Source organism: Luteimonas sp. MC1828, assembly GCF_016461615.1.
GTDB lineage: Bacteria > Pseudomonadota > Gammaproteobacteria > Xanthomonadales > Xanthomonadaceae > Luteimonas.
In genome coordinates this window covers 2035018-2058052 of record NZ_JAEMNY010000001.1, presented here as the reverse complement: position 1 = coordinate 2058052, position 23035 = coordinate 2035018, and the positions used below count along the sequence as shown (strand labels likewise).

General features: G+C 70.8%; 22 protein-coding genes and 1 pseudogene. 8 read left to right on the top strand and 15 right to left on the bottom strand.

All coding sequences use genetic code 11. The features are described 5' to 3' along the window. Positions 1–2: 2 nt before the first annotated feature. Together JHB91_RS09485 and JHB91_RS09480 are read left to right on the top strand one after the other, a co-directional pair. A pseudogene (locus JHB91_RS09485) lies at positions 3–229 on the top strand (YdeI/OmpD-associated family protein); the annotation flags it as partial. A gap of 324 nt (positions 230–553) precedes the next feature. Continuing rightward, positions 554–772, top strand: a complete 219-nt coding sequence (locus tag JHB91_RS09480; protein WP_199472538.1) for a polyprenyl synthetase — start codon at positions 554–556, stop codon at positions 770–772. Between the two features lie 24 nt (positions 773–796). On the opposite strand, the gene JHB91_RS09475 is transcribed toward JHB91_RS09480, so the two are convergent. Next, a complete protein-coding gene (locus tag JHB91_RS09475) occupies positions 797–2242 on the bottom strand; it encodes an NAD(P)/FAD-dependent oxidoreductase (protein ID WP_199472537.1) in 1446 nt (481 codons plus the stop codon). 298 nt (positions 2243–2540) lie between these two features. Between JHB91_RS09475 and JHB91_RS09470 the strand changes: the two genes are divergently transcribed. Continuing rightward, entirely contained in the window at positions 2541–3095 is a 555-nt protein-coding gene (locus tag JHB91_RS09470) for a YdeI/OmpD-associated family protein (protein WP_199472536.1), read from the top strand. A gap of 18 nt (positions 3096–3113) precedes the next feature. Here JHB91_RS09470 and JHB91_RS09465 read toward each other — a convergent pair whose 3' ends face one another. From JHB91_RS09465 to JHB91_RS09435, 7 genes are all read right to left on the bottom strand, one after another. After that, positions 3114–3518 (bottom strand): hypothetical protein, encoded by a 405-nt coding sequence (locus JHB91_RS09465; protein ID WP_199472535.1) that lies wholly within the window; start codon positions 3516–3518, stop codon positions 3114–3116. 3 nt (positions 3519–3521) lie between these two features. Then, positions 3522–4901, bottom strand: a complete 1380-nt coding sequence (locus JHB91_RS09460; RefSeq protein WP_199472534.1) for a hypothetical protein — start codon at positions 4899–4901, stop codon at positions 3522–3524. Positions 4902–5025: 124 nt separating this feature from the next. Continuing rightward, on the bottom strand, positions 5026–7179 hold the full coding sequence (dcp, locus tag JHB91_RS09455) for a peptidyl-dipeptidase Dcp (RefSeq protein ID WP_199472533.1): 2154 nt from the start codon (positions 7177–7179) through the stop codon (positions 5026–5028). A gap of 53 nt (positions 7180–7232) precedes the next feature. After that, on the bottom strand, positions 7233–8057 hold the full coding sequence (locus tag JHB91_RS09450) for a type II toxin-antitoxin system RelE/ParE family toxin (RefSeq protein WP_199472532.1): 825 nt from the start codon (positions 8055–8057) through the stop codon (positions 7233–7235). A 122-nt stretch (positions 8058–8179) separates the two neighbouring features. Then, complete coding sequence (locus tag JHB91_RS09445) at positions 8180–8620, bottom strand: DUF3597 domain-containing protein (RefSeq protein WP_199472531.1); 441 nt, start codon at positions 8618–8620, stop codon at positions 8180–8182. A gap of 190 nt (positions 8621–8810) precedes the next feature. Further along, entirely contained in the window at positions 8811–10679 is a 1869-nt protein-coding gene (locus JHB91_RS09440) for a DUF885 domain-containing protein (protein WP_199472530.1), read from the bottom strand. A 145-nt stretch (positions 10680–10824) separates the two neighbouring features. After that, the gene (locus JHB91_RS09435; RefSeq protein WP_199472529.1) at positions 10825–13056 is read right to left on the bottom strand and encodes an NADP-dependent isocitrate dehydrogenase; all 2232 of its coding nucleotides are present in this window, start codon (positions 13054–13056) and stop codon (positions 10825–10827) included. 213 nt (positions 13057–13269) lie between these two features. On the opposite strand from JHB91_RS09435, the gene JHB91_RS09430 reads away from it, so the two are divergent. The 3 genes from JHB91_RS09430 to JHB91_RS09420 are packed head-to-tail and all read left to right on the top strand — an operon-like array spanning position 13270 to position 15452. Further along, a complete protein-coding gene (locus JHB91_RS09430; RefSeq protein WP_199472528.1) occupies positions 13270–13695 on the top strand; it encodes a hypothetical protein in 426 nt (141 codons plus the stop codon). 33 nt (positions 13696–13728) lie between these two features. Beyond that, positions 13729–14316 (top strand): GTP cyclohydrolase I FolE, encoded by a 588-nt coding sequence (gene folE / locus JHB91_RS09425; protein WP_199374510.1) that lies wholly within the window; start codon positions 13729–13731, stop codon positions 14314–14316. Positions 14317–14363: 47 nt separating this feature from the next. After that, positions 14364–15452: a DNA topoisomerase IB gene (locus tag JHB91_RS09420; protein WP_199472527.1), complete on the top strand. Its 1089-nt coding sequence runs from the start codon at positions 14364–14366 to the stop codon at positions 15450–15452. Between the two features lie 53 nt (positions 15453–15505). Here the strand turns inward: JHB91_RS09420 and JHB91_RS09415 are convergent, their stop codons facing one another. From JHB91_RS09415 to JHB91_RS09400, 4 genes are all read right to left on the bottom strand, one after another. Next, a complete protein-coding gene (locus tag JHB91_RS09415; RefSeq protein WP_199472526.1) occupies positions 15506–15823 on the bottom strand; it encodes a hypothetical protein in 318 nt (105 codons plus the stop codon). A 69-nt stretch (positions 15824–15892) separates the two neighbouring features. Then, positions 15893–16318 (bottom strand): barstar family protein, encoded by a 426-nt coding sequence (locus JHB91_RS09410; RefSeq protein WP_199472525.1) that lies wholly within the window; start codon positions 16316–16318, stop codon positions 15893–15895. Next, the gene (locus tag JHB91_RS09405; protein WP_199472524.1) at positions 16315–16773 is read right to left on the bottom strand and encodes a ribonuclease domain-containing protein; all 459 of its coding nucleotides are present in this window, start codon (positions 16771–16773) and stop codon (positions 16315–16317) included. Before JHB91_RS09405 ends, JHB91_RS09410 begins: the two co-directional genes overlap by 4 nt. A 55-nt stretch (positions 16774–16828) precedes the next feature. Beyond that, positions 16829–17311: an MgtC/SapB family protein gene (locus tag JHB91_RS09400; protein ID WP_199472523.1), complete on the bottom strand. Its 483-nt coding sequence runs from the start codon at positions 17309–17311 to the stop codon at positions 16829–16831. Between the two features lie 127 nt (positions 17312–17438). Here JHB91_RS09400 and JHB91_RS09395 point away from each other — a divergent pair, with 127 nt between their 5' ends. Next, positions 17439–18776 (top strand): lytic murein transglycosylase, encoded by a 1338-nt coding sequence (locus tag JHB91_RS09395; protein WP_233398544.1) that lies wholly within the window; start codon positions 17439–17441, stop codon positions 18774–18776. A gap of 57 nt (positions 18777–18833) precedes the next feature. On the opposite strand, the gene JHB91_RS09390 is transcribed toward JHB91_RS09395, so the two are convergent. Beyond that, the gene (locus JHB91_RS09390) at positions 18834–19049 is read right to left on the bottom strand and encodes a helix-turn-helix transcriptional regulator (RefSeq protein ID WP_199374522.1); all 216 of its coding nucleotides are present in this window, start codon (positions 19047–19049) and stop codon (positions 18834–18836) included. 29 nt (positions 19050–19078) lie between these two features. Further along, positions 19079–19696, bottom strand: a complete 618-nt coding sequence (locus tag JHB91_RS09385) for a hypothetical protein (protein WP_199472522.1) — start codon at positions 19694–19696, stop codon at positions 19079–19081. Between the two features lie 140 nt (positions 19697–19836). On the opposite strand from JHB91_RS09385, the gene JHB91_RS09380 reads away from it, so the two are divergent. Next, on the top strand, positions 19837–21531 hold the full coding sequence (locus tag JHB91_RS09380; RefSeq protein WP_199472521.1) for a M28 family peptidase: 1695 nt from the start codon (positions 19837–19839) through the stop codon (positions 21529–21531). 3 nt (positions 21532–21534) lie between these two features. Here JHB91_RS09380 and JHB91_RS09375 read toward each other — a convergent pair whose 3' ends face one another. Beyond that, positions 21535–22989: an Hsp70 family protein gene (locus tag JHB91_RS09375; RefSeq protein WP_199472520.1), complete on the bottom strand. Its 1455-nt coding sequence runs from the start codon at positions 22987–22989 to the stop codon at positions 21535–21537. Positions 22990–23035 lie beyond the last annotated feature (46 nt).

Sequence of the window (23035 nt, the reverse complement as noted above, 5' to 3'; positions counted from 1 at the left end):
AGGCGTTGGCCGCCCACCCCGCCGCAAAGGCCACCTGGGATGACATCACTCCGTCGCGCGCCGCGACTGGATCCAGTGGATGACCTCCGGCAAGAAGGCCGAGACTCGCGTAAGGCGCATCGCCACGGCCTGCGACAGGCTCGCTTCGGGCAAGCGACGCGCCTGCTGCTTGGACCGCCCCGGCATGTACAGCCGCGGCATTCTCGGGCCGCCGACTGCGACGGACTGACCCGTTCCGCTTTTTTTTGCCCGGGGCGCCGGCCTATTTGGTCGGATCGCGCGCCTAATCGAGCGGAGCATGGGCCCATTTGGGCGGAGCGCCGGCTTATTCGAGCGGTGCGCCGGCCTATTCGGGCGGAGCGCCGGTCTATTCGTGCGGAGCGCCGGTCTATTCGGGCGGAGCACGGGCCTATTTGGTCGGAACGTCGGCCTATTTGAGCGGAGCGCGGGTCTATTCGAGCGGAGCCCGGGCCTATTCGGGCGGACAGCCCCGGCGTCGGTACTACCCCACATGCCCCACAATGCCCCGCCCCCCGCACCACCAGGATCCCCCATGGAAGTCGAAGCACTCATCCGCGCCGCCCTCCGCGAAGCCGGTTACGGCCCCGATGCCATCGGCTCGGCGCTGCCGCGGATCATGCGCATCCTTCAGGCGGAGGACGTACGCCTCGAAGCCGGCCGAGTCCTGTCCCGCAAGGAGCGCGAGTTCGTGCGCGTGCAGCTCGAGCTGGGCGTCGACGTGTCGGAGATCGTGGCCGGCCTCAAGCGCTGAAGCCGGCCACCGCAACTGCCGCGCTCAGGCGCGGCGGCGGAGCGGTTCGGCAAAGCCGACAGCCCCAGCCACCGAAGGCACCGCAGCCACCGGCACCTGCTCCACCTCAAGCTGGTCCTCCAGCTCGCGCGGGTCTTCCAGGAACGCCTGCAGCGAGTCGTCCATCGCCTCCATCCACGGCGTGTGGTGCCGCGGCGCCAGCGTGCCGGTGATCGTGGAGCGGTAGCTCTTGTCGCGGTAGTCGAGGATGCCGGCCTGCTTATCGCGCTGCCATTCCTTGAGCATCTCGGCCACCTTCTCGATCGCGAACTCGGGGTAGTCGGTGCGGTCGACCAGGTCGCGCACGTAGGCCGTCTGGAAATCGATGTCGTCGTTGGCGCCGGCGCAGGCGTTCTCGCGCGCAAACCAGGCCTCGCTGTCGGCGCGCATGGCGTCGGTGTCGGGCAGCGCGGTGCGGCCCAGGATCACGTCGCGCGCCACCCACGCCTGGGCGTCGAACATGTTGAACGTGTAGTACTGGTCCTGCATGCCCAGGTAGACCAGCTTCGGGTTGTCGATCCAGAACACGCCCTGGTACAGCTCCCGCGGGTACAGGCGGTTGGCGGTGCGCAGGGTCAGCTCGTCCGGCAGGAACGGGAAGTGGTGCTGGTAGCCGGTGCACAGGATGATCGCGTCCACGTCCTGGCTGCTGCCGTCGACGAAGTGCGCGGTATTGCCCTCCACGCGCGTCAGCAACGGACGCTCGCTGAAGGCCTCCGGCCAGTCGTGGCCCATCGGTGCGCTGCGGTAGCTGAAGGTCACCGACTTGGCGCCGTACTTGTAGCACTGCGTGCCGATGTCCTCGGCCGAATAGCTGCTGCCAATCAGCAGCAGGTCCTTGCCGGTGAACTCGCAGGCGTCGCGGAAGTCGTGGGCGTGCAGCACGCGGCCGGGGAACTGCGACAGGCCCTCGAACGCGGGCGCGTTGGGCGTGGAGAAATGCCCGGTGGCCACCACCACCCAGTCGAACTCCTCGCTCACCATGCGGTCGTCCTTGAGCTCGCGCACGGTGACGGTGAACTTGCCCGTCTCTTCGCTGTATTCCACCGCGTGCACGGCGGTGTTGAAGCGGATCTGGTCGCGCAGGCCGCTGCGTTCGATGCGGCCCATGATGTAGTCGCGCAGCACGGGCCGCGGCGGATACGAGGCGATCGGGCGGCCGAAGTGCTCCTCGAAGCTGTAGTCGGCGAACTCCAGACACTCCTTGGGTCCGTTCGACCACAGGTAGCGGTACATGCTGGCGTGCACCGGCTCGCCGTGCTGGTCCAGGCCCGTGCGCCAGGTGTAGTTCCACATGCCGCCAAGGTCGGACTGCTTTTCGAAGCAGACGACTTCGGGGACGTCGGCGCCGGCGCGGCGGGCGGCGTCGAAGGCGCGCAGCTGGGCCAGGCCGCTGGGGCCGGCGCCGAGGACGGCGATTCGTTGGGTCATGCTGGTGTCATCTCCTTGGTGTGTCGCGCCGGCAGGCAGGCGCACAGGTGCCCGGCCGCAGCGGGCTGCGCGCGATGGACCGCTAGGAACAACACGTCGGAACTCCGACCGGAGCCTGGCTCCGTTCCTGCCGATACCGGGCATGGGTTCGCGCGGCGGGCCACGCCAATGGCGGCCCCGGATGGGCCGAAACGTCGTTGAAAACGAAGCGATTGGCGGCGAAATGCGCGAAACAGCGGCGATTCTAGCACAGTGCCTTGGGCCACCCTGCCGCTCGCCCCGATGCTAAGGTTTCCGCATGGTCAGCAACGCGCCCGCCGTCGTCCGCTTCGAGGCAAGCCTTCACCGGCCGTTGCAGCCGAAGAACGCCACGTGGGCCTTCCTCGTCCTGCCCGAAGCCGCGAGCGCCAGGCTGCCCACCCGCAGCCAGGTCACGGTGGAGGGCACCTTCGTCAAAGCGCCATTCCAGGCCACCCTGGAGCCCGACGGCCAAGGCAGCCACTGGCTGAAAGTCGACAAGGCGCTGCTCGAAGCCGCCGGCGTGCAGGCTGGCGACACGGTCGCATTGGAAATCGCAACGGTCGCAAGGGAGCCCGAGCCCAAGGTGCCGCCCGACCTCCGCGCCGCGCTGTCCGCCCAGCCCGCCGCCAGGGCCACCTGGGATGACATCACCCCGATCGCCCGCCGCGACTGGATCCAGTGGGTCACCTCGGGCAAGAAGGCCGAGACCCGCGTGAAGCGCATCGCCACCGCCTGCGACAAGCTGGCGTCGGGCCAGCGCCGCGCCTGCTGCTTCGACCGCTCCGGCATGTACAGCCGCGGCAGCCTCGGGCCGCCCGAAGCGGCGGACTGACTCCGCGCTACGGCCGCGTCAGCGCCCCCGGCGCACGCGCGCCTGCCTGCGGCGTTCGGCCACGCCGGCCCAGAACACCCAGCCGCGCAGCGTGGCGGCGCACAGCGCCAGCAGCGTCAAGGCGATGTCGAGCGAGAGATAGATGTTCGCGACCCGGTCGAGCAGCGGCCAGCCGGTGCCGACGAACCACAGGGTCCCGTCGCCGAACAGCCGGTGCACGGCCTGCGCATTCGACAGCGCCTGCCAGTCGGCATGGCGCAGGATGCCCACGAAGCCCCAGGCCAGGCAGGCCACCACGCCCAGCGCCAGTGCGCCTCCCAGCCACGGCAACACCGCGCCGATCCGGCGCGTGCGCGGCCACAGCAGCAGGGCGCCGAGCCCCCAGGACAGCGCCACCAGCACGAGGAAGAACAGCAGGGCCATCGCTCAGCGCACGCCCTGCTCGATGCCCGGCGTGAACCAGAACGGGATCCGGTACTCGCGCCGCCGCAGCGGACCCTCTTTCTCCCCGTCGGCGTTCCACGCCAGATAGAGGTCATGCCGGCCCGGGGGCAGCGCGCCGATGGGCACGTAGCCGACCAGTCCGCGCATGCCCAGGTCGCGGCGCTCGATGGGCACGAAGTCGTCCAGCGGCAGCGCCTTTCCATCCAGCGTCACGCGCCAGAACGACGCGATGCAGGCGTGTGCCAGCGCGGCGGCAGCGGGGCCTTCCGCGGTGTTGCGGCCCTCGGGCAGCGCCGCGCAGCGCTCGCGCGCGAGCGGGTTGTCGCGTTTGGGCTGGTGCGGGATGAACAGCCGCAGGTGCGCCTCGGCGATGCGGTCGGCGGGAATCATCGGGTAGCGCAGCAGCAGGTCGTGTTCGGACCGCAGCGATTCGTAGTGCGCGCTGAGCATGCCGTGGTCGACGGCTTCGCCGGTCAGCACGTCATAGCGGTTGATCATCGAGAACATGGCCGAGTTCACCACCTGCACGCTGCCGATCAGCATGGCCAGCGCGATCACCACCACGTACACCGCCATGAAGCTGCGGCCGTTGAGGTTGCTCTGCAGCGTGAGCTGGACCGGCGCGATCAGGCGCTGCGGGATCACGATGCCGAGGAAGCGCAGCAGTCCGCGCACCGTGCGCTGCAGGCCGGGCGACGGCTTGCCGGCGGCCTCCCTGCGGGCGATGAGCCGCTCGAGCACCACCGGCGCCAGGCTGGCCAGCAGGAACAGCACGTAGGCCGCCACCAGGATGACGCGGATTGCGCGCTGCCCGCCGTGGAACGCCGAACCCATCAGGCCGCCCAGCAGGATCAGCACGACCGCCAGCACGCCCACCCAGGCGATGGTCAGCGCGATCAGGATGGTCATGGCGAACAGGATCGAAGCGGCGCGGTCCGCGCGGTCGATGGTGCTGCCGAGGTCGCCGACGCGCTCCTGGTGGAACGCGCGCGCCACCGTACCCATGAACGGTACGCGCTCCCAGCGGATGCCGGCGGGGAACGTGGACTTCAGGCCGATCAGCCCGATCCAGTAGCCGCGGATCGCGAGGTGGATGATGAAGGCGAAGGCCAGCGCGTAGCTGAGCCCGGCGCTGACGAGGAAGCCGAACTGCAGCGCGTACTCGAACAGGCCTTCGACGTGGATGGCGTTGGTCGCCCAGCTGTCGAAGATGCGCCCGGGCACGGTGAGCAGGGCGAAGGCCAGCAGGCCCGAGATGATCAGCTCGAGCTCGTCGGTGCGCTCGCGCAGGCGCTCGAAGGCGATGCGGCTGCCCGGCGGCGGGCTGTCGTTGCCGGGCTGCGGTACGGTCTCGTCGCTCATCGCGTTCCCCTGTGTCGCGGCAGTTTATCCGCGGCGCGACGGGCGTGCGGCCCGCCTCGCCTGAAAGAACGAAGGCCCGCGATCGCGGGCCTTCGTTACTCGGTGCGACGGTCGAAACCGCGGCTTACTTCAGCCCGCGATGCTCCAGCAGCGGCTCCACGCTCGGCTCCTTGCCTCGGAACTCGCGGTACGCCGTGCCGAGGTCGCGCGACTGCCCGATCGACAGGATCTTGTCGCGGAACACCTGGCCGTTCGCGCGCGTCAGGCCGCCGTTCTCGCGGAACCACTGGAACGCGTCGTGGTCGAGCACTTCCGCGCCGAAGTACGCGTAGTAGCCGGCCGCATAGCCGCCGCCCCAGATGTGGCTGAAGTAGTTGGTGCGGTAGCGCGGCGGCACCGCGGCCATGTCCACCTTGTACTTCGCCAGCGCCTCGCGTTCGAACGTGTCCACGTCCTTCTTCGCGTCACCGGACGGCAGCGTGTGCCACGCCATGTCGAGCAGTGCGGCCGACAGGTATTCGGTGGTCGCGTAACCCTGGTTGAAGGTGCGCGCCTTGACGATCTTGTCCACCAGCGCCTGCGGCATCGCTTCGCCGGTCTGGTGGTGCTTGGCGTAGTTGGCGAACACCTTCGGGTCGAGCGCCCAGTGCTCGTTGAACTGCGAGGGGAACTCCACGAAGTCGCGCGGCGTGTTGGTGCCGGCCACGCTCGGATAGGTGGTCTTCGAGAAGATGCCGTGCAGGGCGTGGCCGTACTCGTGGAACAGCGTGGTCACGTCGTCCCAGCTCAGCAGCGCCGGCTGGCCGGCGGCGGGCTTGGTGTAGTTCTCGACGTTGTAGATCACCGGGATGTCGCCGGTCAGGCCGTTCTGCTCGACGAAGTTGCCCATCCACGCGCCGCCCTGCTTGCTCTCGCGCTTGAACGGGTCGAGGTAGAACAGCGCCAGCTGCTTGCCGTCGGCGTCGAAGATGTCGAACACGCGCACGTCGGGGTGGTAGACGGGGAGGTCCGTGCGCTCCTTCGCGGTGATGCCGTACAGCTGCTCGGCGGCGAAGAACACGCCGTCCTTGAGCACGCGGTCGAGTTCGAAGTAGGGCTTGATCTGCGCTTCGTCGAGGTCGTACTCGGCCTTGCGCACCTGCTCGGCGTAGAAGTCCCAGTCGGCGGCGCCGGCGGTGAAGCCGCCATTCTGCGCGTCGACCACGGCCTGGATCTTCGCCAGCTCCGCCTTGGCGCGCGTGGTGGCGGCGGGCACGGTGTCGGTGAGCAGCTTGAGCGCAACCTCGGGGGTGACGGCCATCTGGTCGGCGATGCCGTAGGCGGCGTAGCTCGGGTAGCCCAGCAGCTCCGCCTTGCGCGCGCGCAGTTCGGCCAGGCGCTGGATGGTGGCGCGGGTGTCGTTGCCGTCGCCCTTTTCGGCGCGGCCCAGCGAGGCGGCCATCACCTGCTCGCGCAGGGCGCGGTCCTTGAGCGAGGCGAGCACCGGCTGCTGGGTGGTGTTCTGCAGCGCGAGCAGCCACTGGCCGTCCTTGCCGGCGGCCTTGGCGGCTTCGGCGGCGGCGGCGATGTCGCCTTCCGACAGGCCGTCAAGCTTCTTGACGTCTTCCACCAGCACGCCGCCGGCATTGTTGGCGGCCAGCAGCTTGTTGGAGAACGCGGTGGTCAGCGACGACTCCTCGCTGTTGAGCTTGCGCAGCTCGGCCTGCTTGGCGGCATCCAGTTCGGCACCGGCGCGGACGAAGTCCTCATGGGTGCGCTCGAGCACTGTGACCTGCTCGGGGGTGAGGCCGAGGTCGGCGCGCTGGCCGTACAGCGACTTCACGCGGGCAAACAGCGCGGGGTCGAGGTGGATGGCGTCGGCGTGCTCCGCCAGCTTCGGCGCCAGCGCTTCATCGACGGCCTGCAGCGTGGGGTTGGTGTTGGCCGAGGTCATGGCCGAGAAGATGCTGCGGGCGCGGATCAGCAGCGCACCGCTGCGCTCGAGCGCCTCGATGGTGTTGGTGAAGCTGGGCGCCTCGGCGTTGTCGGCGATCTTGCGCACCTCGGCGAGGTGCTGGCGCATGCCTTCCTCGATCGCCGGCTGGTAATGGCTGTCCTGGATGCGGTCGAACACGGGCGCCTGGAACGGCAGCGTGCTGGCGGCGAGCAGCGGGTTCTCGCCCTGCGTGGGCGCGGTGGCAACGGGGGCGGTATTCGGCATCGGGGACTCGGTGGCGGTGCGGTCGCAGGCGCTCAGGGCCAGGGCGATCGCGGAGGACAGCAGAAGCGTGCGAAACATCGGGGTGGTGCTCCGGGCGGTGAGGGACAGGGGATCATCCTCCAAGACACGGCTCACCGGTACGGGCCGGGTCCGCTCCAGACTTCGTCGCCCAGCCGGTAGACCCGCTGCATGAGGATGACCTGGCGCGCATCGCCGATGGTCGCCAGCTCCGGCGCATCGGGCTCGACCATGCGGCAGGGGCCGGACCCGCGCCGCACCACGATCTCCAGCGCGCACACCATGTAGCGGTGCGTGCCGGGCAGCGGAAGGAAGAGCTCGGTCATGCCCTGGTCGCGCCATTCGCGCAGCCGGGCCTCGCCGAGCGGCTCGTACAGCACCTGGTAGCCATCCACCTCCAGGCTGACGCCCGAGGCCCTGGCTGCGTTGCCGCGGCCGCGGTTGACGGCGGGGCGCCGGGACGGACCGGCGCTGGCGCGGGCGAGGTCCTCCAGGCGCATGCCCGGCGGCTGGCCGCGCAGCTGGGCGGGGCGCTGCGTCGGCGGAACCGGGCTTTCGACGGCCGCCTGGGCCGGCGCGGCGGCGGCCGCCAGCGGTACGGGTGGTGCGGGCTGCACCGGGTCCTCGCCCTGCACGACCGGGATCGGCTGCGCGCGCGCGGGCCTGGGCGGGGCCTTGCGAGGCGCCGGGGTGGCCACGGGAGGTGCAGGCGGTGCAGGTGCCGGCGACGGCGGCGCCTCGTCGATCCACGTCACCTGCAGCGCATCACCGCCGCCCGAACTGCCCTCGGGCGGCGCGACGGGCACCGGCGGCCTCGACAGCGCCAGCAGCAGGGCCAGCAGGTGCAGCAACGCTGTCAGCACCACGGCCGTCCCGCGCTGCAGGCGCTCGCTCCGGGCCCGCGCCACGGCATCGGCTTGGCGCGACGCGTGGCTCATGCCGCCTGGAATGCGTCGGATTGGCGGAACGGCATGAAGCATCTGCAGCGTGCGACCTGGGGGGCGGCATCGTAACGCGCCGGCCCGCTGCTGCCTGAACCATGAGGCGCGCGGGTGGCGGCTCAGTCCCTCAGGTCGGCCGGCACCTTGCCGCCGTTCTCCGCGAGCTTGCGCATCACCGCCTTGTGCAGGGCGATGTTCTGTTCGGCGCTGCCGTGCGCGCCGGCGTCGATGCCGAGTTCGGCGGCCAGCTCCTTGCGGGCGGCCAGGCTGGAGTCGAGGTCAAGCAGCTTCAGCAGGTCGACGATGGAGCGCCGCCAGTCGCTGTCGCCACCCTTGGCCTGGGCCATGTCGCGCAGCACGGCCTCGACGTCGACCGGCTCCGGGGCAGAGGCCGTCGGCGTCACCGCGGATGCCGAGCGCAGCGCGGGCGGAGACACCTGCGGATCGTTGCGGCTGCCCTCGAAGATGACGGGTGCTGGTTTGCCGCTGGCCGGCGCGGAGGCCGGCGTGTCGGCTTTGCGATTGAAGATGCGGTCGGCGATCTTGGAGAACAGGCCCATGCAGGACATTCCGGAATGACGGGAGCCGTGAGTCTGTGGGTGTGCCGGGGAAGACCGCATGAAAGGCGGTGCGCAGCAATCCGCGGTGCTTTGAAGAGCACAGGCACACCCCGCGATCTGGCGGACGCTTTCCAGTACCCGCGGGCTACGCGGAGCCCCGGCCACCACGGGCCCTCCCGGCTAGCCCGCCTCAGCCCGCCGCCTTGCGCTCCGCGATCCACCCGTCGACGCGTTGCTCCAGCAGGTCCAGCGGCATCGCGCCGCCGCCGAGCACCGTGTCGTGGAAACCGCGGATGTCGAAGCGGTCGCCCAGCTCGGCTTCGGCCTTCGCGCGCAGCGCCTGCATGCGGATCATGCCGACCTTATAGGCGGTGGCCTGGCCCGGCATGATCAGGTAGCGCTGGATCTCGGAGCGGATCGCGGTCAGCGGCGCCGAACTGTTCTCGCGGAAATAGTCCACCGCCTGCTGCTCGGTCCAGCCCTTGGCGTGCATGCCGGTGTCCACCACAAGGCGGATGGCGCGCCAGATCTCGGAGCCCAGGCGGCCGAACTCGGAGTACGGATCCTGGTAGGTGCCGGGGATCTCCTTGGCCAGCCATTCCGAATACAGGCCCCAGCCCTCGGTGTAGGCGGTGGAGAACAGCTGGCGGCGGAAGGTCGGCACGCCCTCGAGCTCCTGCGCGATGGAGATCTGCATGTGATGCCCGGGCAGGCCCTCGTGGTACGCGATCACTTCCAGCTCGGTCCTGGGCATGGCCGCCATGTCCGAGAGGTGCGCGTAGTACACGCCGTCGCGCGAGCCGTCCGGCGTGCCGGGGTAGTAATGCTGCGCGGCGCCGGGCTGCTCGCGGAACGCCTCCACGCGCTTCACTTCCAGGCCGGCCTTGGGCAGCAGGCCGAAGTACTTCGGCAGCTGCTTCTCGATGTTGTCGATCAGGCGCGTGGCTTCGTCGATGTAGGCCTGGCGGCCGGCATCGGTCTCCGGATAGCGGAACTGCTCGTCGGTATCGAGGAAGGTGAAGAACTGCTGCAGGTCGCCTTCGTAGCCGACGCGCTGCTTCACCGCTTCCATCTCGCCGCGCAGGCGTGCCACTTCGGCGAGGCCGAGCTGGTGGACTTCGTCCGCGGTCATGGACGTGGTGGTGCTTTCGCGCAGCAGGTAGGCGTAGTACGCGGCGCCGTTGCTTTGCGTGGTGCCGATGCCGGCGGGGTTGACCAGCGCCGTCGGCAGCGCGGCTTCGGCCCAGGCGATCACGTCGGCGTAGGCGGGCTGCACCTGCTCGACGAGCGCGGTGCGTGCTTCGGCCTTGAGCGCGGTGGCGCGTTCGGCGCTGATGGTGCCGGCCAGGGCGAGCGCGTCGGCCTTGGCCTGCGCGTCGGCCCACAGCGCGCTGTCGGCGCCGCTGTCGAACGGCGCGCCGGCCACCACCTTGCGCGACTGCTCGATCACGCCTTCGTAGGCGAACTTCGGGGCCACGATGCCCTTGGCGGCGGACGCGCGGCCCTGGGTGAGCAGCTGCCCGAACAGGGTGGGCACGGCGCGCAGGCGCGAGATGTACGCCAGGTAGTCCTGCTCGCTGTCGACCTTGTGGAAATTGATGAGGAACGTCGGCAGGCCGCTGTGCATGCCGTTCATCTGGTCGAACGCGTAGCCGTTGGTCAGGAACGGCATGCCGTCGCGCATGCTTTCGTACTGGCGCTTCCAGAGGTCCCAGGAGAGGCGGGTCTCGGTGTCCAGCAGGTCGCGGTCGAAGCCGGCTTCCATCGCGGCGACCGACTTTTCCAGCCAGGCCAGGCGCTGGCGCACGGCGGCTTCGGACACGTCGTCGAGGCGGTCGTTGTGCTCCTTGCGGCCGAGGAAGGTCAGCTGCATCGGGCTGGCCTGCAGCAGCTCTTCGTACTGGGCATCGAACCAGGCGTTGAGGCGCGCGGACTCGGCTTCGACCTGCTGGGTGCTGGCGGTGGCGGCAACGGGCGCGGAGGCGTGCTGCGGCGAGCAGGCGCCGAGCGCGAGGGCGAGGCCGAGGGCCAGGGCGGTGCAGGTGAAAGGCGTTCGCACGGGGGCGCTCTCCGCATTCAGGATGAGCGGCCATTGTGCGGGGGATGCCCGTGCAGCGCCCGTGTGATCGGTCACGGGCGCCGCGCCTGAACGGGACACAGGCGCGAATTCGGCGCGCGGCAGGGCCTCGCGCCGGTGGCGGGGCTCAGCCGGCCAGTGCGTCCAGCGCGCGGTTGAAGGTCGCGCTGGGGCGCATGGCGGCCGCGGCCTTGGCCTGGTCGGGGCGGTAGTAGCCACCGATGTCGACGGGCTGGCCCTGCACCGCGGCCAGCTCGGCCACGATCGCCGCTTCATCGCGCGCCAGCGTTTCGGCCAGCGGCGCGAACGTCGCCTTCAGCTTGGCGTCTTCGCCCTGGGCGGCCAGTGCCTGTGCCCAGTACAGGGTGAGATAGAAGTGGCTGCCGCGGTTGTCGATGCCGCCCAGCTTGCGCGACGGCGACTTGTCGTTGGCGAGGAACTCGCCGGTCGCCTTGTCCAGCGCGCGCGCCAGCACGCCGGCCGCGGGGTTGTCGCTGTGCTGCGCCAGGTGTTCGAGCGAAGCCGCCAGCGCCAGGAACTCGCCCAGCGAATCCCAGCGCAGGTAGTCCTCGGCCACGAACTGCTGCACGTGCTTGGGCGCGGAGCCGCCGGCGCCGGTCTCGAACAGGCCGCCGCCGGCCATCAGCGGCACCACCGACAGCATCTTGGCGCTGGTGCCCAGCTCCATGATCGGGAACAGGTCGGTGAGGTAGTCGCGCAGCACGTTGCCGGTGACCGAAATCGTGTCCTGGCCGGCGCGGATGCGCTCGAGCGACAGCTTCATCGCCTCGACCGGCGCGAGGATGCGGATATCGAGGCCGGACACGTGGTGCTCGCCGAGGTACTGCTCGACCTTGGCCTTGAGCTGCACGTCGTGCGCGCGCGCGGGATCCAGCCAGAACACCGCCGGCGTGGACGACAGGCGCGCGCGGCTCACCGCGAGCTTCACCCAGTCGCGCACCGCGGCATCGCGGGTCTGGCACATGCGCCAGATGTCGCCGGCGGCGACCGCGTGCTCGAACACCACGCCGCCGTCCTGGTCGACCACGCGCACGGTGCCGTCGGCTGCGATGCGGAAGGTCTTGTCGTGCGAGCCGTATTCCTCGGCCTTCTGCGCCATCAGGCCGACGTTGGGCACGCTGCCCATGGTGGCCGGGTCGAACGCGCCGTGTGCCTTGCAGTCGTCGAGCACCGCCTGGTAGATGCCGGCATAGCAGCGGTCGGGGATCAGCGCCTTGGTGTCCTGCAGCTTGCCGGCCGCGTTCCACATGCGGCCCGAGTCGCGGATCATCGCCGGCATCGAGGCGTCGACGATCACGTCGCTCGGCACGTGCAGGTTGGTGATGCCCTTGTCGGAATCGACCATCGCCAGGCCCGGGCGCTGCGCGGCTTCGGCCTGCAGATCGGCGCGGATCGCGGCCTGGGTGTCGGCGGGCAGCGTGGCGATCGCGGCGTACAGGTCGCCGAGGCCGTTGTCGGCGTTGAAGCCGGCCTGCTCCAGCGCACCGGCGTGCTTCGCCAGGGTGTCGCGGAAGAAGCGCTGGACCACCTGCCCGAACATGATCGGGTCGGAGATCTTCATCATCGTGGCCTTGAGGTGCAGCGAGAACAGCACGTCCTCGGCCTTGGCGTCCTCGATCGCGGCATCCACGAAGCCGGACAGCGCGGCCATCGACATCGCCGACGCGTCCACCACTTCGCCGGCCTGCACGGCCACCTGGTCGCGCAGCACCGTGGTGCCGCCTTCGGCCTGCACCAGTTCGATGCGCAGCGCGCCGGCCTTGGCCACCGTGGCCGACTGCTCGCTGCCGTAGAAATCACCGCCGTCCATGTGCGCGATGTGCGACTTCGACTCCGCCGACCACGCGCCCATGCGGTGCGGGTGCTTGCGCGCGTAGCCCTTCACCGACGCCGGCGCGCGGCGGTCGGAGTTGCCCTCGCGCAGCACCGGGTTCACCGCCGAGCCCTTGACGCGGTCGTAGCGGGCGCGGATGTCGCGCTCCTCGTCGGTGGACGGATGCTCCGGGTATTCGGGCACGGCGAAGCCCTGCTCCTGCAGTTCGCGGATCGCGGCGCGCAGCTGCGGCTCCGAGGCACTGATGTTGGGCAGCTTGATGATGTTGGCGTCGGGCGTGGTGGCCAGCGCACCGAGCTCGGCGAGGTCGTCGGCGATCACCTGGCCTGCGGCGAGCCGCTCCGGGAACTGCGCGAGGATGCGGCCGGAGAGCGAGATGTCGCGCGTGGCCACGTCGATGCCGGCGGTGGCGGCGAACGCCTGCACGATCGGCAGCAGCGAGCGGGTGGCGAGCGCGGGGGCTTCGTCGGTCAGGGTGTAGATGATCTGCGGGGTCTTGGGCATGTCGGCTCGCATCCGGGGAATGGGGCGCGCGCGCCGGCGACGGCGCTGCGTGACCTGCCATTGTCGCGCCTGCGGCCGCCGGGGCAAAACCGCGTGCGCCGGCGCCCGCCGCGGCGCCGCCCGGCAGCCCGTCGCTTCACGCCTGCCGAACCGCGCTGCGCCTAAGGTCGGAGCCATCGGCCGTGCCTTTTTTCGGCCAGCGGAGGCCACGAGATGAGCACATTGAAGAAGGACCATGTGCTGGGCGCGGGTAGCGGCGCGCTCGCGGGCGGTGTGGTCGGTGCCGCGGTGGGTGGCCTGGTCGGCGGGCCGATCGGGGCCGCCGTGGGTGCGGTCGCCGCTGGCGCGGCTGCGGCGGTGGCCGGGCACAAGACCGCCGAAGCGCTGGACCCGCGCGGCGACCTCGGCCATTTCGAGCAGGTCTACAAGACCACGCCGTACTACATCTACGGCATGACGTGGTCCGACTACGCGCCGGCCTACCGGTTCGGCATCGAGCGCTTCGACAGGCGCGCCGACCTGCTGGCGCTGGAGGCCGACTGGCAGACCGACTCGCAGGGCTCGCGGCTGCTGTGGAGCGAGGTCTTGCCGGTGCTGGAACACACTTGGCGCGAGATGGAAAACAGCCACGTGCGTTAGGATGCCGGTCCCGCCGTCGCAGCGAGCGCCCCCGTGGCAGACCCCAGCAAGCCCACCCGAGAACAGGCCGAAGACGCCGTGCGCACGCTGTTGCGCTGGTCCGGCGACAACCCGGCGCGCGAAGGCCTGCTGGACACCCCGCGCCGCGTGGTGGATGCCTATGGCGACTGGTTCAGCGGCTACGCCGACGATCCGCGCGAGTACCTGGAGCGCACCTTCGAGGAAGTTGCCGGCTACGACGAGATGATCGTGCTGCGCGACATCGAGTTCGAGAGCCATTGCGAGCACCACATGGCGCCGATCATCGGCCGCGCGCACGTGGGCTACCTGCCCGACGGCAAGGTGGTCGGCATCAGCAAGCTGGCGCGCGTGGTGGACACGTTCGCGCGCCGCTTCCAGGTGCAGGAAAAGATGACCGCGGAGATCGCCGCGGTGATCCACGACGTGCTGCAGCCGCGCGGCGTGGGCGTGGTGGTGGAAGCCACCCACGAGTGCATGACCACGCGCGGCATCCACAAGCGCGGCGTGAGCATGGTCACCTCGACCATGCTGGGCGGCTTCCGCGACGATGCGCGCACGCGCGCTGAATTCCTGCGTTTCGTGGGCGACATGCGCCGCTGAGGCCTGTCTTGATCGGCTGCTCACGACGGCGCGCATAGCGTCGCCGGATGCCTGCAGCCCGCGACGCCGCCGACAATCCCGATGCGGGCGCCGCGAAGGCCGCCGGACTGGTTCACGTCAGCGACGCCGAACCCGGCATCGCGCGCCGCCGCGCCGGGCGCGGCTTCAGCTACCGCGATGCCGACGGCCGCACCGTGCGCGATGCCGACACGCTGGCGCGGATCCGCGCGCTGGCGATTCCGCCGGCCTATGTCGATGTCTGGATCTGCGCCTCGCCGCGCGGCCACCTGCAGGCGACCGGGCGCGACGCGCGCGGCCGCAAGCAGTACCGCTACCACCTGCGCTGGAGCGAGGTGCGCGGCGACGGCAAGTTCGAGCGCGTGGTGGCGTTCGGCGAGGCGCTGCCGCGGCTGCGGCGCCGGCTGCGCACCGACCTGGGCCTGCCCGGATATCCGCGCGACAAGGTGCTGGCGATCGTTGTCGCGCTGATGGCCGACACGCTGGTGCGCGTGGGCAATGACGCCTACGCGCGCAGCAACCGCTCCTATGGCCTGACCACCCTGCGCAACCGGCATGTCGCGTTCCTCGCCGGCGGCCGCGCACGGCTGCGCTTCCGCGGCAAGGGCGGCCAGGACCACGACATCGAACTTGACGACCGCCGCCTGGCCAGACTGGTGCGCGGCGTGCAGCAGCTGCCGGGCCAGCAGCTGTTCCAGTACCGCGATGACGACGGCGCGCCGCAGCCGGTGACCTCCGACCTGGTCAACGACTACCTGCGCACCGCGATGGGCGACGACTTCACCGCCAAGGACTTCCGCACCTGGGGTGGCACCTTGCACGCCACGCGGCTGTTCGCCGCCACGCCGCCGCCCGAAGGGCGCGGCGCAAAGCCGCCGGCCGAGCGCGCGCTGGCGGCGGCCGAAAGCGGGGTGCTGGCCGAAGTGGCCGGGCTGCTCGGCAATACGGTGTCGATATGCCGCAAGGCCTATGTGGATCCGACGGTGCTGGCCGCCTGGCGCGACGGCCGCCTGGCGCGCCTGGTGCGCGACGCGCGCGGCGCACGCCAGTGGGAGCAGGCGACGCTGCGCCTGCTGAAGTCGCCGCGCGGACGCAAGGCAAAAAAATCCCGCCCTTGATGGGGCGGGAACGCGACTTCGATCCCTTGGAGAGAGAGTGGCGCGTCAGCGCCTCATGAAGTCGGGGGAGGGGGCGCCGTTTCGCGGATCGGATCTTCGGGGGACGGCGGCGCCGGCTGCGTCTCGTCCACCGGCGGTGCGGTGGGGTCGACCACCGGCGGCAGGCTGGGATCGATCGGCGGCGGCAGCATCGGGTCGGTGGGCGCCGGATCCACCATCGGCGCGGGTTCGGGGGCGGGTTCGCTTACCGGGGGCGACTCTGCGGCCGGGACTTCGTCCACGGTTGTGTAATCGGTGTTCGCGTCCTTGCAGGCGGCGAGCGACAGCGACATCGCAAGCGTGATCGCGGCAGTCAGTGCCAGACGTGGCATGCGCGGTTCCCCGTACTGAAGTGGACGCCAGTATCCGGGCGCGTTTGTCTGCAACGCGTCGTTTTATTGCTAAGACGGTGTGGAGACGACCGGCAGCAGTGCCCAGAACGGGACGCCCGCGGCGGCATGCTGCTTCGCTGCCTCGTCGAGGATGTCGAGCAGCGTGGCGAAGTCGTCGGGGGCGCCGTCGCGAAGGTCGCCGCTGTGGTCGAGCAGCAGCAGCATGCCGTGCCGCGCTGGCAGCCAGGACAGGTCGCCCAGGCAGTCGGCCAGCGCGTCCCAGTTTCCGCCGAACCACTCCGGAAACAGCAGGCCGTCGGCCATCGCCTCGAGCAGCGCGGGCTTGTCCTCGGCGTTTTCGAGGTTGATCGCGACCACGGCGAAGTCGAGCGCGGTCGCGGCCTCGACCAGCGCCGCGCGGTCGCGGGCATCGACGAAGTAGCTGCCGGCCTGGCTGGCATCGGCGAGCAGGGCACCGAGCTCGACGTCGGTCATGGCGTATCCCCCGTGCGCTCGAAGGCGCGGAAGCTGCCGTAGTGGTCGGCGGTGTAGTACCACTCGCGCGGCGGGTCGCCACCTGTGACGATGCGCCGCGCGCCGCGGTCGCGGGCGCCGGGGGTGGCCACGGTGTATTCGCGGTAATGGCCGCGTGGCTGCTGCGGCAGCAGGCGCTCGCGGTTCTGGAACACGCCGCCGTCCTGGCGATGCGGGAACGGCCCGCCGCGGTCGATCAGGGCGAGCGTTTTGAAGGCTTCCGGCGGGAGGAAGGCATGCGCCGGTGTGCGCGCCGGCGCGTCGCGCGCGCCGGTGGCCATGTTGCCGATGCCGTCGACGGCGACCTCGCGACCACCGTGGTCCACCACCTGCCACAACGCCACCAGGCACAGGGCTGCAGCAAGCCACACCCAGGTACTGCGTCGGTGTCGGCCCGCATTGCGGTTGACAGCCATGGCCGACTCCTCGACGGGAGGCCCGATGATGCCGCAATCGCGGCGTGCCCGCCCTTCAGCGGCGCGGAGTGCGTTCGGCGGTGCCGATGCGCGTCTCCACCCGCCGGAACAGCGCCAGCACCACCACGCACAGCAGCGACGCGCCCAGCGCGAGGATGTAATGGCCGAGACCGGCGGCGATGCCGATGGCCGCGGCCATCAGCAGCGAGCTCGCGGTGGTGAGCCCGTGCACCTGGTCGGCGCCGCGCGCGCGCAGGATCGCACCGGCGCCGACGAAGCCCACCGCCGCCACCACCGACTCGATCAGCCGGCCCGGATCGATGCGCAGCAGGTCGCGGTAGTGCTCCTGCGCGAAGTGTTCGGCCACCACGTCGCCCAGCCCGACGATCAGCGCGGCGGCGCCGGCGATCATCATGTGCGTGCGCAGCCCCGCCGCATGGCGGCCCATCTCGCGTTCGATGCCGAGCACGCCGCCCAGCGCCATGGCCGCGGCCACGCGCACCAGGATCCACAGTTCATCGCTTGCCCAGGCGTCCATTGCGCGACCTCGTTGCTCGAGTGAGCGGTGATGGAAACGCAGCGCGGGTCGGTTGGCCGTGAATGTCGCGTGCGGGGCGTACAGGTGGCGATGCCTACAATCCGCCGAGGCCATTACGGAGCGTCCGATGCGCATCATCCCCACACTGCTTTCGCTGCTGCTGGTCCTGCAGCCGGCGTGCGCACAGGTGGCGCAGCCAGCGCAGCCCGCGCCTCCCGCGGGTGGCGCAACCGCCGCCATGGTCGTGCCCGAGCCCGTCTCGACATCGGCACCGGCCCCCGCTGCCGCGCAACCTGCCGCGAGCGAAACCGACTTCGCCCATTTCCGCAGCTGCATGGCCGGCCTGCGTGCCAGCGCGGCGGGCAAGGGTGTCGACGCCGCCAGTTTCGACCGCTTCACTGCGGGCCTCGCGCCCGACATGACCGTGCTGCCGCTGCTCGACCAGCAGCCGGAGTTCACCACGCCGATCTGGGACTACCTGGCCGCGCTGGTCGACACGCAGCGCGTGGCCGATGGCCAGGCGATGCTCGCCGAACACGCCGCCACGCTGGCCCGCGCGCAGGCGACACATGGCGTGGACCCGGCCACGGTGGTCGCGGTGTGGGGCGTGGAGAGCGATTACGGCAGGAGCTTCGGCAAGCGTCCGCTGCTGGTGTCGCTGGGCACGCTGTCGTGCTTCGGGCGCCGGCAGGCGTTTTTCCAGGGCGAGTTCATCGCCACGCTGCAGCTGCTGGCCGCGGGCGACCTGAGGGATCCCGGCATCACCGGCTCCTGGGCAGGCGCGTTCGGGCATACGCAGTTCATGCCCAGCACCTACCAGCGCATCGCGGTGGATTTCGACGGCGACGGACGCCGCGACCTGGTGGGCAGCATTCCGGACGCGCTGGGTTCCACGGCGAACTACCTCAAGCGCGCCGGCTGGCGCAGTGGCGAGCCCTGGGGCTACGAGGTGGCACTGCCGCAAGGCTTCAATGCCGCGCTCGCCGGTCGGACAAACCGCAAGCCGCTGTCGGAGTGGCAGGCGTTGGGCGTCAGGCGAATCGACGGCCGCGCCATCGACGGCGTGCCCGCGGACGCGCGCGCCGCAGTGCTGCTGCCGGCCGGTACCAGCGGGCCGGCGTTCGTGGTGTTCAAGAACTTCGACGCGATCTATTCGTACAACGCGGCGGAGAGCTACGCGCTGGCCATCGCCCACCTCGCCGACCGCCTGCGCGGCGGCGGCGTGTTCGCCACGGCCTGGCCGACGGATGACCCGGGCATCGGGCGCGCCGAGCGCCGCGAACTGCAGCAGCAGCTGCTGGCGCGCGGGCATGCGATCGGCGAGGCGGACGGCATGGTCGGCACGCTGACGCGGCGCGCGATTGCCGCCGAGCAGGCGCGGTTGGGCTTCACGCCGGTCGACGGACGCCCGGGGCTGCGCATCCTGGTGGCGCTGCGCGCGGAGAAGACGCCGCCGACGCCCTGAGCCGGCGATGCCAGCGCATGGCCGCGGCGGCTGCAGCGGCAGCGCACTGGCGCGTGCTCACGGTTGCTTCCAGCGGAACACGTCCTCCACGCCAACCCCGAACGCGCGCGCGATGCGGAACGCGAGCTCCAGCGACGGCGCGTAGCGGCCCGCCTCCAGCGCGAGGATCGTCTGCCGCGTGACCTGGCAGGCATCGGCCAGCTGCTGCTGGGTCATCTCGCCATGCGCCAGGCGCAGGCGGCGGATGTCGTTTTCAAGCGGTGTCCCGGCCATGCGTCAGCCCCGCGCCCGCGACGCGCGAATCACCACCGGTCCCGCCAGTACATCACCGCGATCGCCGCGCACTCGACCAGCCAGCCGAGCATCAGCACCAGCACCAGCAGGTTGCCGATCACGAAGTGCGTGGCCCACGCCAGCCGGTCCGGCGGCGAGATGCCCAGCAGCACCGCGACCACGATCACGCCGCCGATGAGCGCATGGCGCCCCCAGGCCGCGCCGCGGGTCTCGATGGCGCGGTCGCGCTCGTCCTCCTGCACGCGGTCCTTCCAGCGCGAGGCCATCAACCGCCCCAGCACGCTCCACGCCACCAGCAGCAGCACCAGGTTGGTGGCCACGCGCCGCGACTGCGCCAGCTCGCCGAGGCGGAACACCTCGGCGTGCGAGAGGAAGTAGAGCGTGGCCGCCAGCATGAAGGCGAATCCGATCCACGCGCGCCATTCGCCGGGCGACACGCCCTGCTCGAACTCGCCGCGTGGAACCGCAGACACCGCGTACAGCGCCAGCCACGTGCAGCCGACCAGCAGGGTCATGCCGATACCGCCGATGTCGTGGCCGAACACCCGTCCGCTGCCCAGCAGCAGCCAGAAGCCCGTGCCCGCCACCGCAAGAAGCCCGATCCATCCCCAACGCCCGATGCTCACAACGCCCTCTCCCTTGGCTCGATGTAAAACATTCTTTACATCGGGTGGGCGTCATGTCAAATGCTTTTTACATCCGGACAGGGCGGGCCATGCCGTCCGGGGAGCACAATGCAGGCCTTCTGCAGAAACGGATGACGCCCATGGCGCGTGTAGCTGGTCTCCTGGTGGTCGCACTTGCGCTTGCCGCGTGCGCCGTCCCCGCGCCGCGCGACGCGGCGGCAGACGCCGCTGCAGGCGCGCCGGTCGCCGCGGTCAGCAGCGACAACCTGGCCGCGCACCTGCGCGCGCTGGCGTCCGATGAATTCGAAGGCCGTGCGCCGAATACCCCGGGCGAGGACAAGACCGTCGCCTGGATCAGCGCCGAGTTCGAAAAGGCCGGACTTGTACCGGCGGGCGACAACGGCGGCTGGACGCAGGCGGTGACGCTGGAGCGCAGCGAAATCGATGGCCCGGTCAGCGCCTCGTTCAACGTCGCCGGCCGCACCCGCGCGCTGGCCAACGGCGACGACATCGCGTTGGAAACCCTGCACCCCGCCGGCAGCGTGGCCATGCGCGAGGTGCCGCTGGTGTTCGCCGGCTACGGCGTCACCGCGCCGGAGCTCGGCTGGGACGATTACGCCGGCATGGATGTGCGCGGCAAGGTCGTGGTGGTGCTGGTCAACGATCCGGATTTCGAGACCGCGCCGGGCAAATTCGGCGGGCGCGCCATGACCTGGTACGGCCGCTGGGCCTACAAGTACATCGAAGCCGCCAGGCGCGGCGCCGCGGGCGTGCTGATCGTGCACGAGACCGCGCCGGCCGCGTATCCGTGGACCACCGTGCGCAACGGCCGCGCCGCGCCGCAGTTCGACATCGTGCGCAGCGATGCGGCCACCTACCACCTGCCGGTGCGCGGCTGGATCCAGCGCGAGGTCGCGACGCGCCTGTTCGCGGATGCGGGGCTCGATTTCGACACAGAGAAGCGCCGTGCGCAGCAGCCCGGCTTCGGCGCGCAGCCGCTCGGCGACGCGAAACTCTCTGTCGCGTTCAACGTGAAGCGCGACCGCATCACCAGCCGCAACGTGCTCGGCCTGCTGCCCGGCGCCACGCGGCCGGACGAGACCGTCATCGTCTCCGGGCACTGGGACAGCTTCGGCATCGGTGCGCCGGACGAGAGCGGCGACGCGATCATCAACGGCGCCGTCGACAACGCCACCGCGATCGCCTCGATGATCGAGATCGCGCGCGTCATGAAAGCCGGCCCGCCGCCGGCGCGCAGCGTGCTGTTCGTCGCGCTGACCGCGGAGGAGAGCGGGCTGCTCGGCGCCACCTGGTACGCGGCCAACCCGGCGCGGCCACTGGCGACCACCGCCGCCGCGATCAACATGGAGATGTGGAGCCCGGACGGGCCGACGCGCGACATCTCGAGCTGGGGGCTGGGCAAGGTGTCGCTGGAGCGCGACCTGCAGGCGGCCGCGCAGGCCGAAGGGCGCACGTACTCCTCGGATCCGAATCTCGAAGCCGGCTTCTTCTACCGCGCCGACCATTTCGCGTTCGCGCAGGCCGGCGTGCCGGCGATCACCGTGGGCCCTGGCATGGACCAGCTGGACGGCGGCGTGGAAGGCGGCAAGGCGGCGCGCGCGGACTACTTCGCCAAGCGCTACCACCAGCCCGGCGACGACTTCGACGCCAGCTGGGACATGCGCGGGCCGACCGCGGATACCGAAGTGGTGCTGCGACTGGTGCGCACGGTGGCGGATACCAGCGCGTGGCCCGCGTGGGACGACGGCAGCGAGTTCCGCGAGGCGCGCGAAAAGAGCGCATCGCAACGTGCGGCGCCATCTCCGCGCAGGTGAGCCTCAGTTGGCGGCGGCGGCAGCCGCGCGCGCGAGCCCGGTCACCACGCCCAGCGACGCGTCGCCACGCACGATCTCCACCCCCGGGAACACCTCGCCCACCAGCGCCGGCACATACGGCGAGCGCGACATGCCGCCGGTGAGGTAGACCACCTCCGGCGCCTCGCTCGCGCCGGCGCTGGCCTCGCGCAGCAGCGCGCGCAGCTGCGCCAGGAACGGCCGTTCGGCGGCGGCCGCCAGGTGCGTGCGGTCGATATCGCAGGCCAGCCCCGCCTCGATGTAGTCCAGGTCCACCCTCACCTGGTCGATGCCGCTCAGTTCGATCTTCGCCCGCTCCACCGCGCGGTTCAGGCGCACGGTGTTGCCGGCCTGCTGCAACGCCATCAGGCGCGCGCCGTAGGGCGCTTCAACTTCGTCGAAGATCGCCTTGTGGAAGTTGGCCTGCCGCTGCAGGTCCTGCACGTGGGATGCCTCGTAGTAGCGATGCACGGCCGTGCGGGTGACGTTCTTGCCGAACAGCGGCATGACGCCGCGCATGCTCAGCTCGAGGTCCACGTCGGTGCCGCCGACCGGCTCGCCCCAGGCGCCGTGGATCACCGGCGCCGGCGCGTCGCCGCCGACCAGGGCCAGCGCCATGTCGGTCGTGCCGCCGCCGATGTCGAGGATCATGGTGCGGCAGGCGCGCGGGCTGCGGCGGTGGAAGTCGTAGGCGGCCGCGGCCGGTTCTTCGAGGAACTCGACCGCCTCGAATCCGGCCGCGTGCGCGGCATCGGTGAGGATCTCCAGCGCCTGCACGCCGCCGGCTTCCTCCATGGAACTGCGGAAGCGCACCGGGCGGCCCATCACCGCCGCGCGCACCTCCGTGCCCAGCTGCGCCGAGGCCGTGGTGCGGATGTGGCGCAGCACGTGCGTGGCGATGCCCAGCAGCACGTCGCGCGCATGCGACTCGAGCTTGTAGCCGAGCATCGATTTCGGCGAGACCACCAGGTGGCCTTCGCCGGCCGCGAGGAACGCATCCACGGCCTCGTCGCCGTACAGCGCGTCATCCAGGTCGGCCCTGGCGTCCATGGCCTGGCGGACCTCGCCGGCCACCCAGTCGCGGCGCACGGCGGCGATCGCCGCGCGGCGGAGTTCGTCCTCGCCGCGCCTGCGCATGGTCGGGACCTGGGCCAGGGCGGCGTCGCGCTGGTGCACCGGCAGCGCCATGGCCGACTGCCGCAGGCGCTCGAGGCGCGCGATCTCGCGCGTCTGGTCGGCGCGCGCGCTGGTCATCCAGCGCGTCACCTCGTCCTGCAGCGCGTCGGTCAGCTCGAAGTGGTGGATGTCCGGCAGCCGCTGCGGAAAGAACGCCGTGGTGCGGAACTGCGCCTGGTCGCCGAAGCGGATCAGCTGCACCTCGCCGTCGACCACGGCCCCCGCGGCCGAGTAACTCGTGCCGAAATCGATTCCGATCCGCATGTCCAACGCCTGCCCATCCATCTACGCCCGCCATTGTGACGGCGCG

Bases quoted from the DNA above. Each gene is read 5' to 3' on its own strand.
- JHB91_RS09480 (WP_199472538.1), top strand. From the start codon at position 554: ATGGAAGTCGAAGCACTCATCCGCGCCGCCCTCCGCGAAGCCGGTTAC.
- JHB91_RS09475 (WP_199472537.1), bottom strand. From the start codon at position 2,242: ATGACCCAACGAATCGCCGTCCTCGGCGCCGGCCCCAGCGGCCTGGCC.
- JHB91_RS09470 (WP_199472536.1), top strand. From the start codon at position 2,541: ATGGTCAGCAACGCGCCCGCCGTCGTCCGCTTCGAGGCAAGCCTTCAC.
- JHB91_RS09465 (WP_199472535.1), bottom strand. From the start codon at position 3,518: ATGGCCCTGCTGTTCTTCCTCGTGCTGGTGGCGCTGTCCTGGGGGCTC.
- JHB91_RS09460 (WP_199472534.1), bottom strand. From the start codon at position 4,901: ATGAGCGACGAGACCGTACCGCAGCCCGGCAACGACAGCCCGCCGCCG.
- dcp (WP_199472533.1), bottom strand. From the start codon at position 7,179: ATGTTTCGCACGCTTCTGCTGTCCTCCGCGATCGCCCTGGCCCTGAGC.
- JHB91_RS09450 (WP_199472532.1), bottom strand. From the start codon at position 8,057: ATGAGCCACGCGTCGCGCCAAGCCGATGCCGTGGCGCGGGCCCGGAGC.
- JHB91_RS09445 (WP_199472531.1), bottom strand. From the start codon at position 8,620: ATGGGCCTGTTCTCCAAGATCGCCGACCGCATCTTCAATCGCAAAGCC.
- JHB91_RS09435 (WP_199472529.1), bottom strand. From the start codon at position 13,056: ATGCCCAAGACCCCGCAGATCATCTACACCCTGACCGACGAAGCCCCC.
- JHB91_RS09430 (WP_199472528.1), top strand. From the start codon at position 13,270: ATGAGCACATTGAAGAAGGACCATGTGCTGGGCGCGGGTAGCGGCGCG.
- JHB91_RS09420 (WP_199472527.1), top strand. From the start codon at position 14,364: ATGCCTGCAGCCCGCGACGCCGCCGACAATCCCGATGCGGGCGCCGCG.
- JHB91_RS09415 (WP_199472526.1), bottom strand. From the start codon at position 15,823: ATGCCACGTCTGGCACTGACTGCCGCGATCACGCTTGCGATGTCGCTG.
- JHB91_RS09410 (WP_199472525.1), bottom strand. From the start codon at position 16,318: ATGACCGACGTCGAGCTCGGTGCCCTGCTCGCCGATGCCAGCCAGGCC.
- JHB91_RS09405 (WP_199472524.1), bottom strand. From the start codon at position 16,773: ATGGCTGTCAACCGCAATGCGGGCCGACACCGACGCAGTACCTGGGTG.
- JHB91_RS09400 (WP_199472523.1), bottom strand. From the start codon at position 17,311: ATGGACGCCTGGGCAAGCGATGAACTGTGGATCCTGGTGCGCGTGGCC.
- JHB91_RS09395 (WP_233398544.1), top strand. From the start codon at position 17,439: ATGCGCATCATCCCCACACTGCTTTCGCTGCTGCTGGTCCTGCAGCCG.
- JHB91_RS09390 (WP_199374522.1), bottom strand. From the start codon at position 19,049: ATGGCCGGGACACCGCTTGAAAACGACATCCGCCGCCTGCGCCTGGCG.
- JHB91_RS09380 (WP_199472521.1), top strand. From the start codon at position 19,837: ATGGCGCGTGTAGCTGGTCTCCTGGTGGTCGCACTTGCGCTTGCCGCG.
- JHB91_RS09375 (WP_199472520.1), bottom strand. From the start codon at position 22,989: ATGCGGATCGGAATCGATTTCGGCACGAGTTACTCGGCCGCGGGGGCC.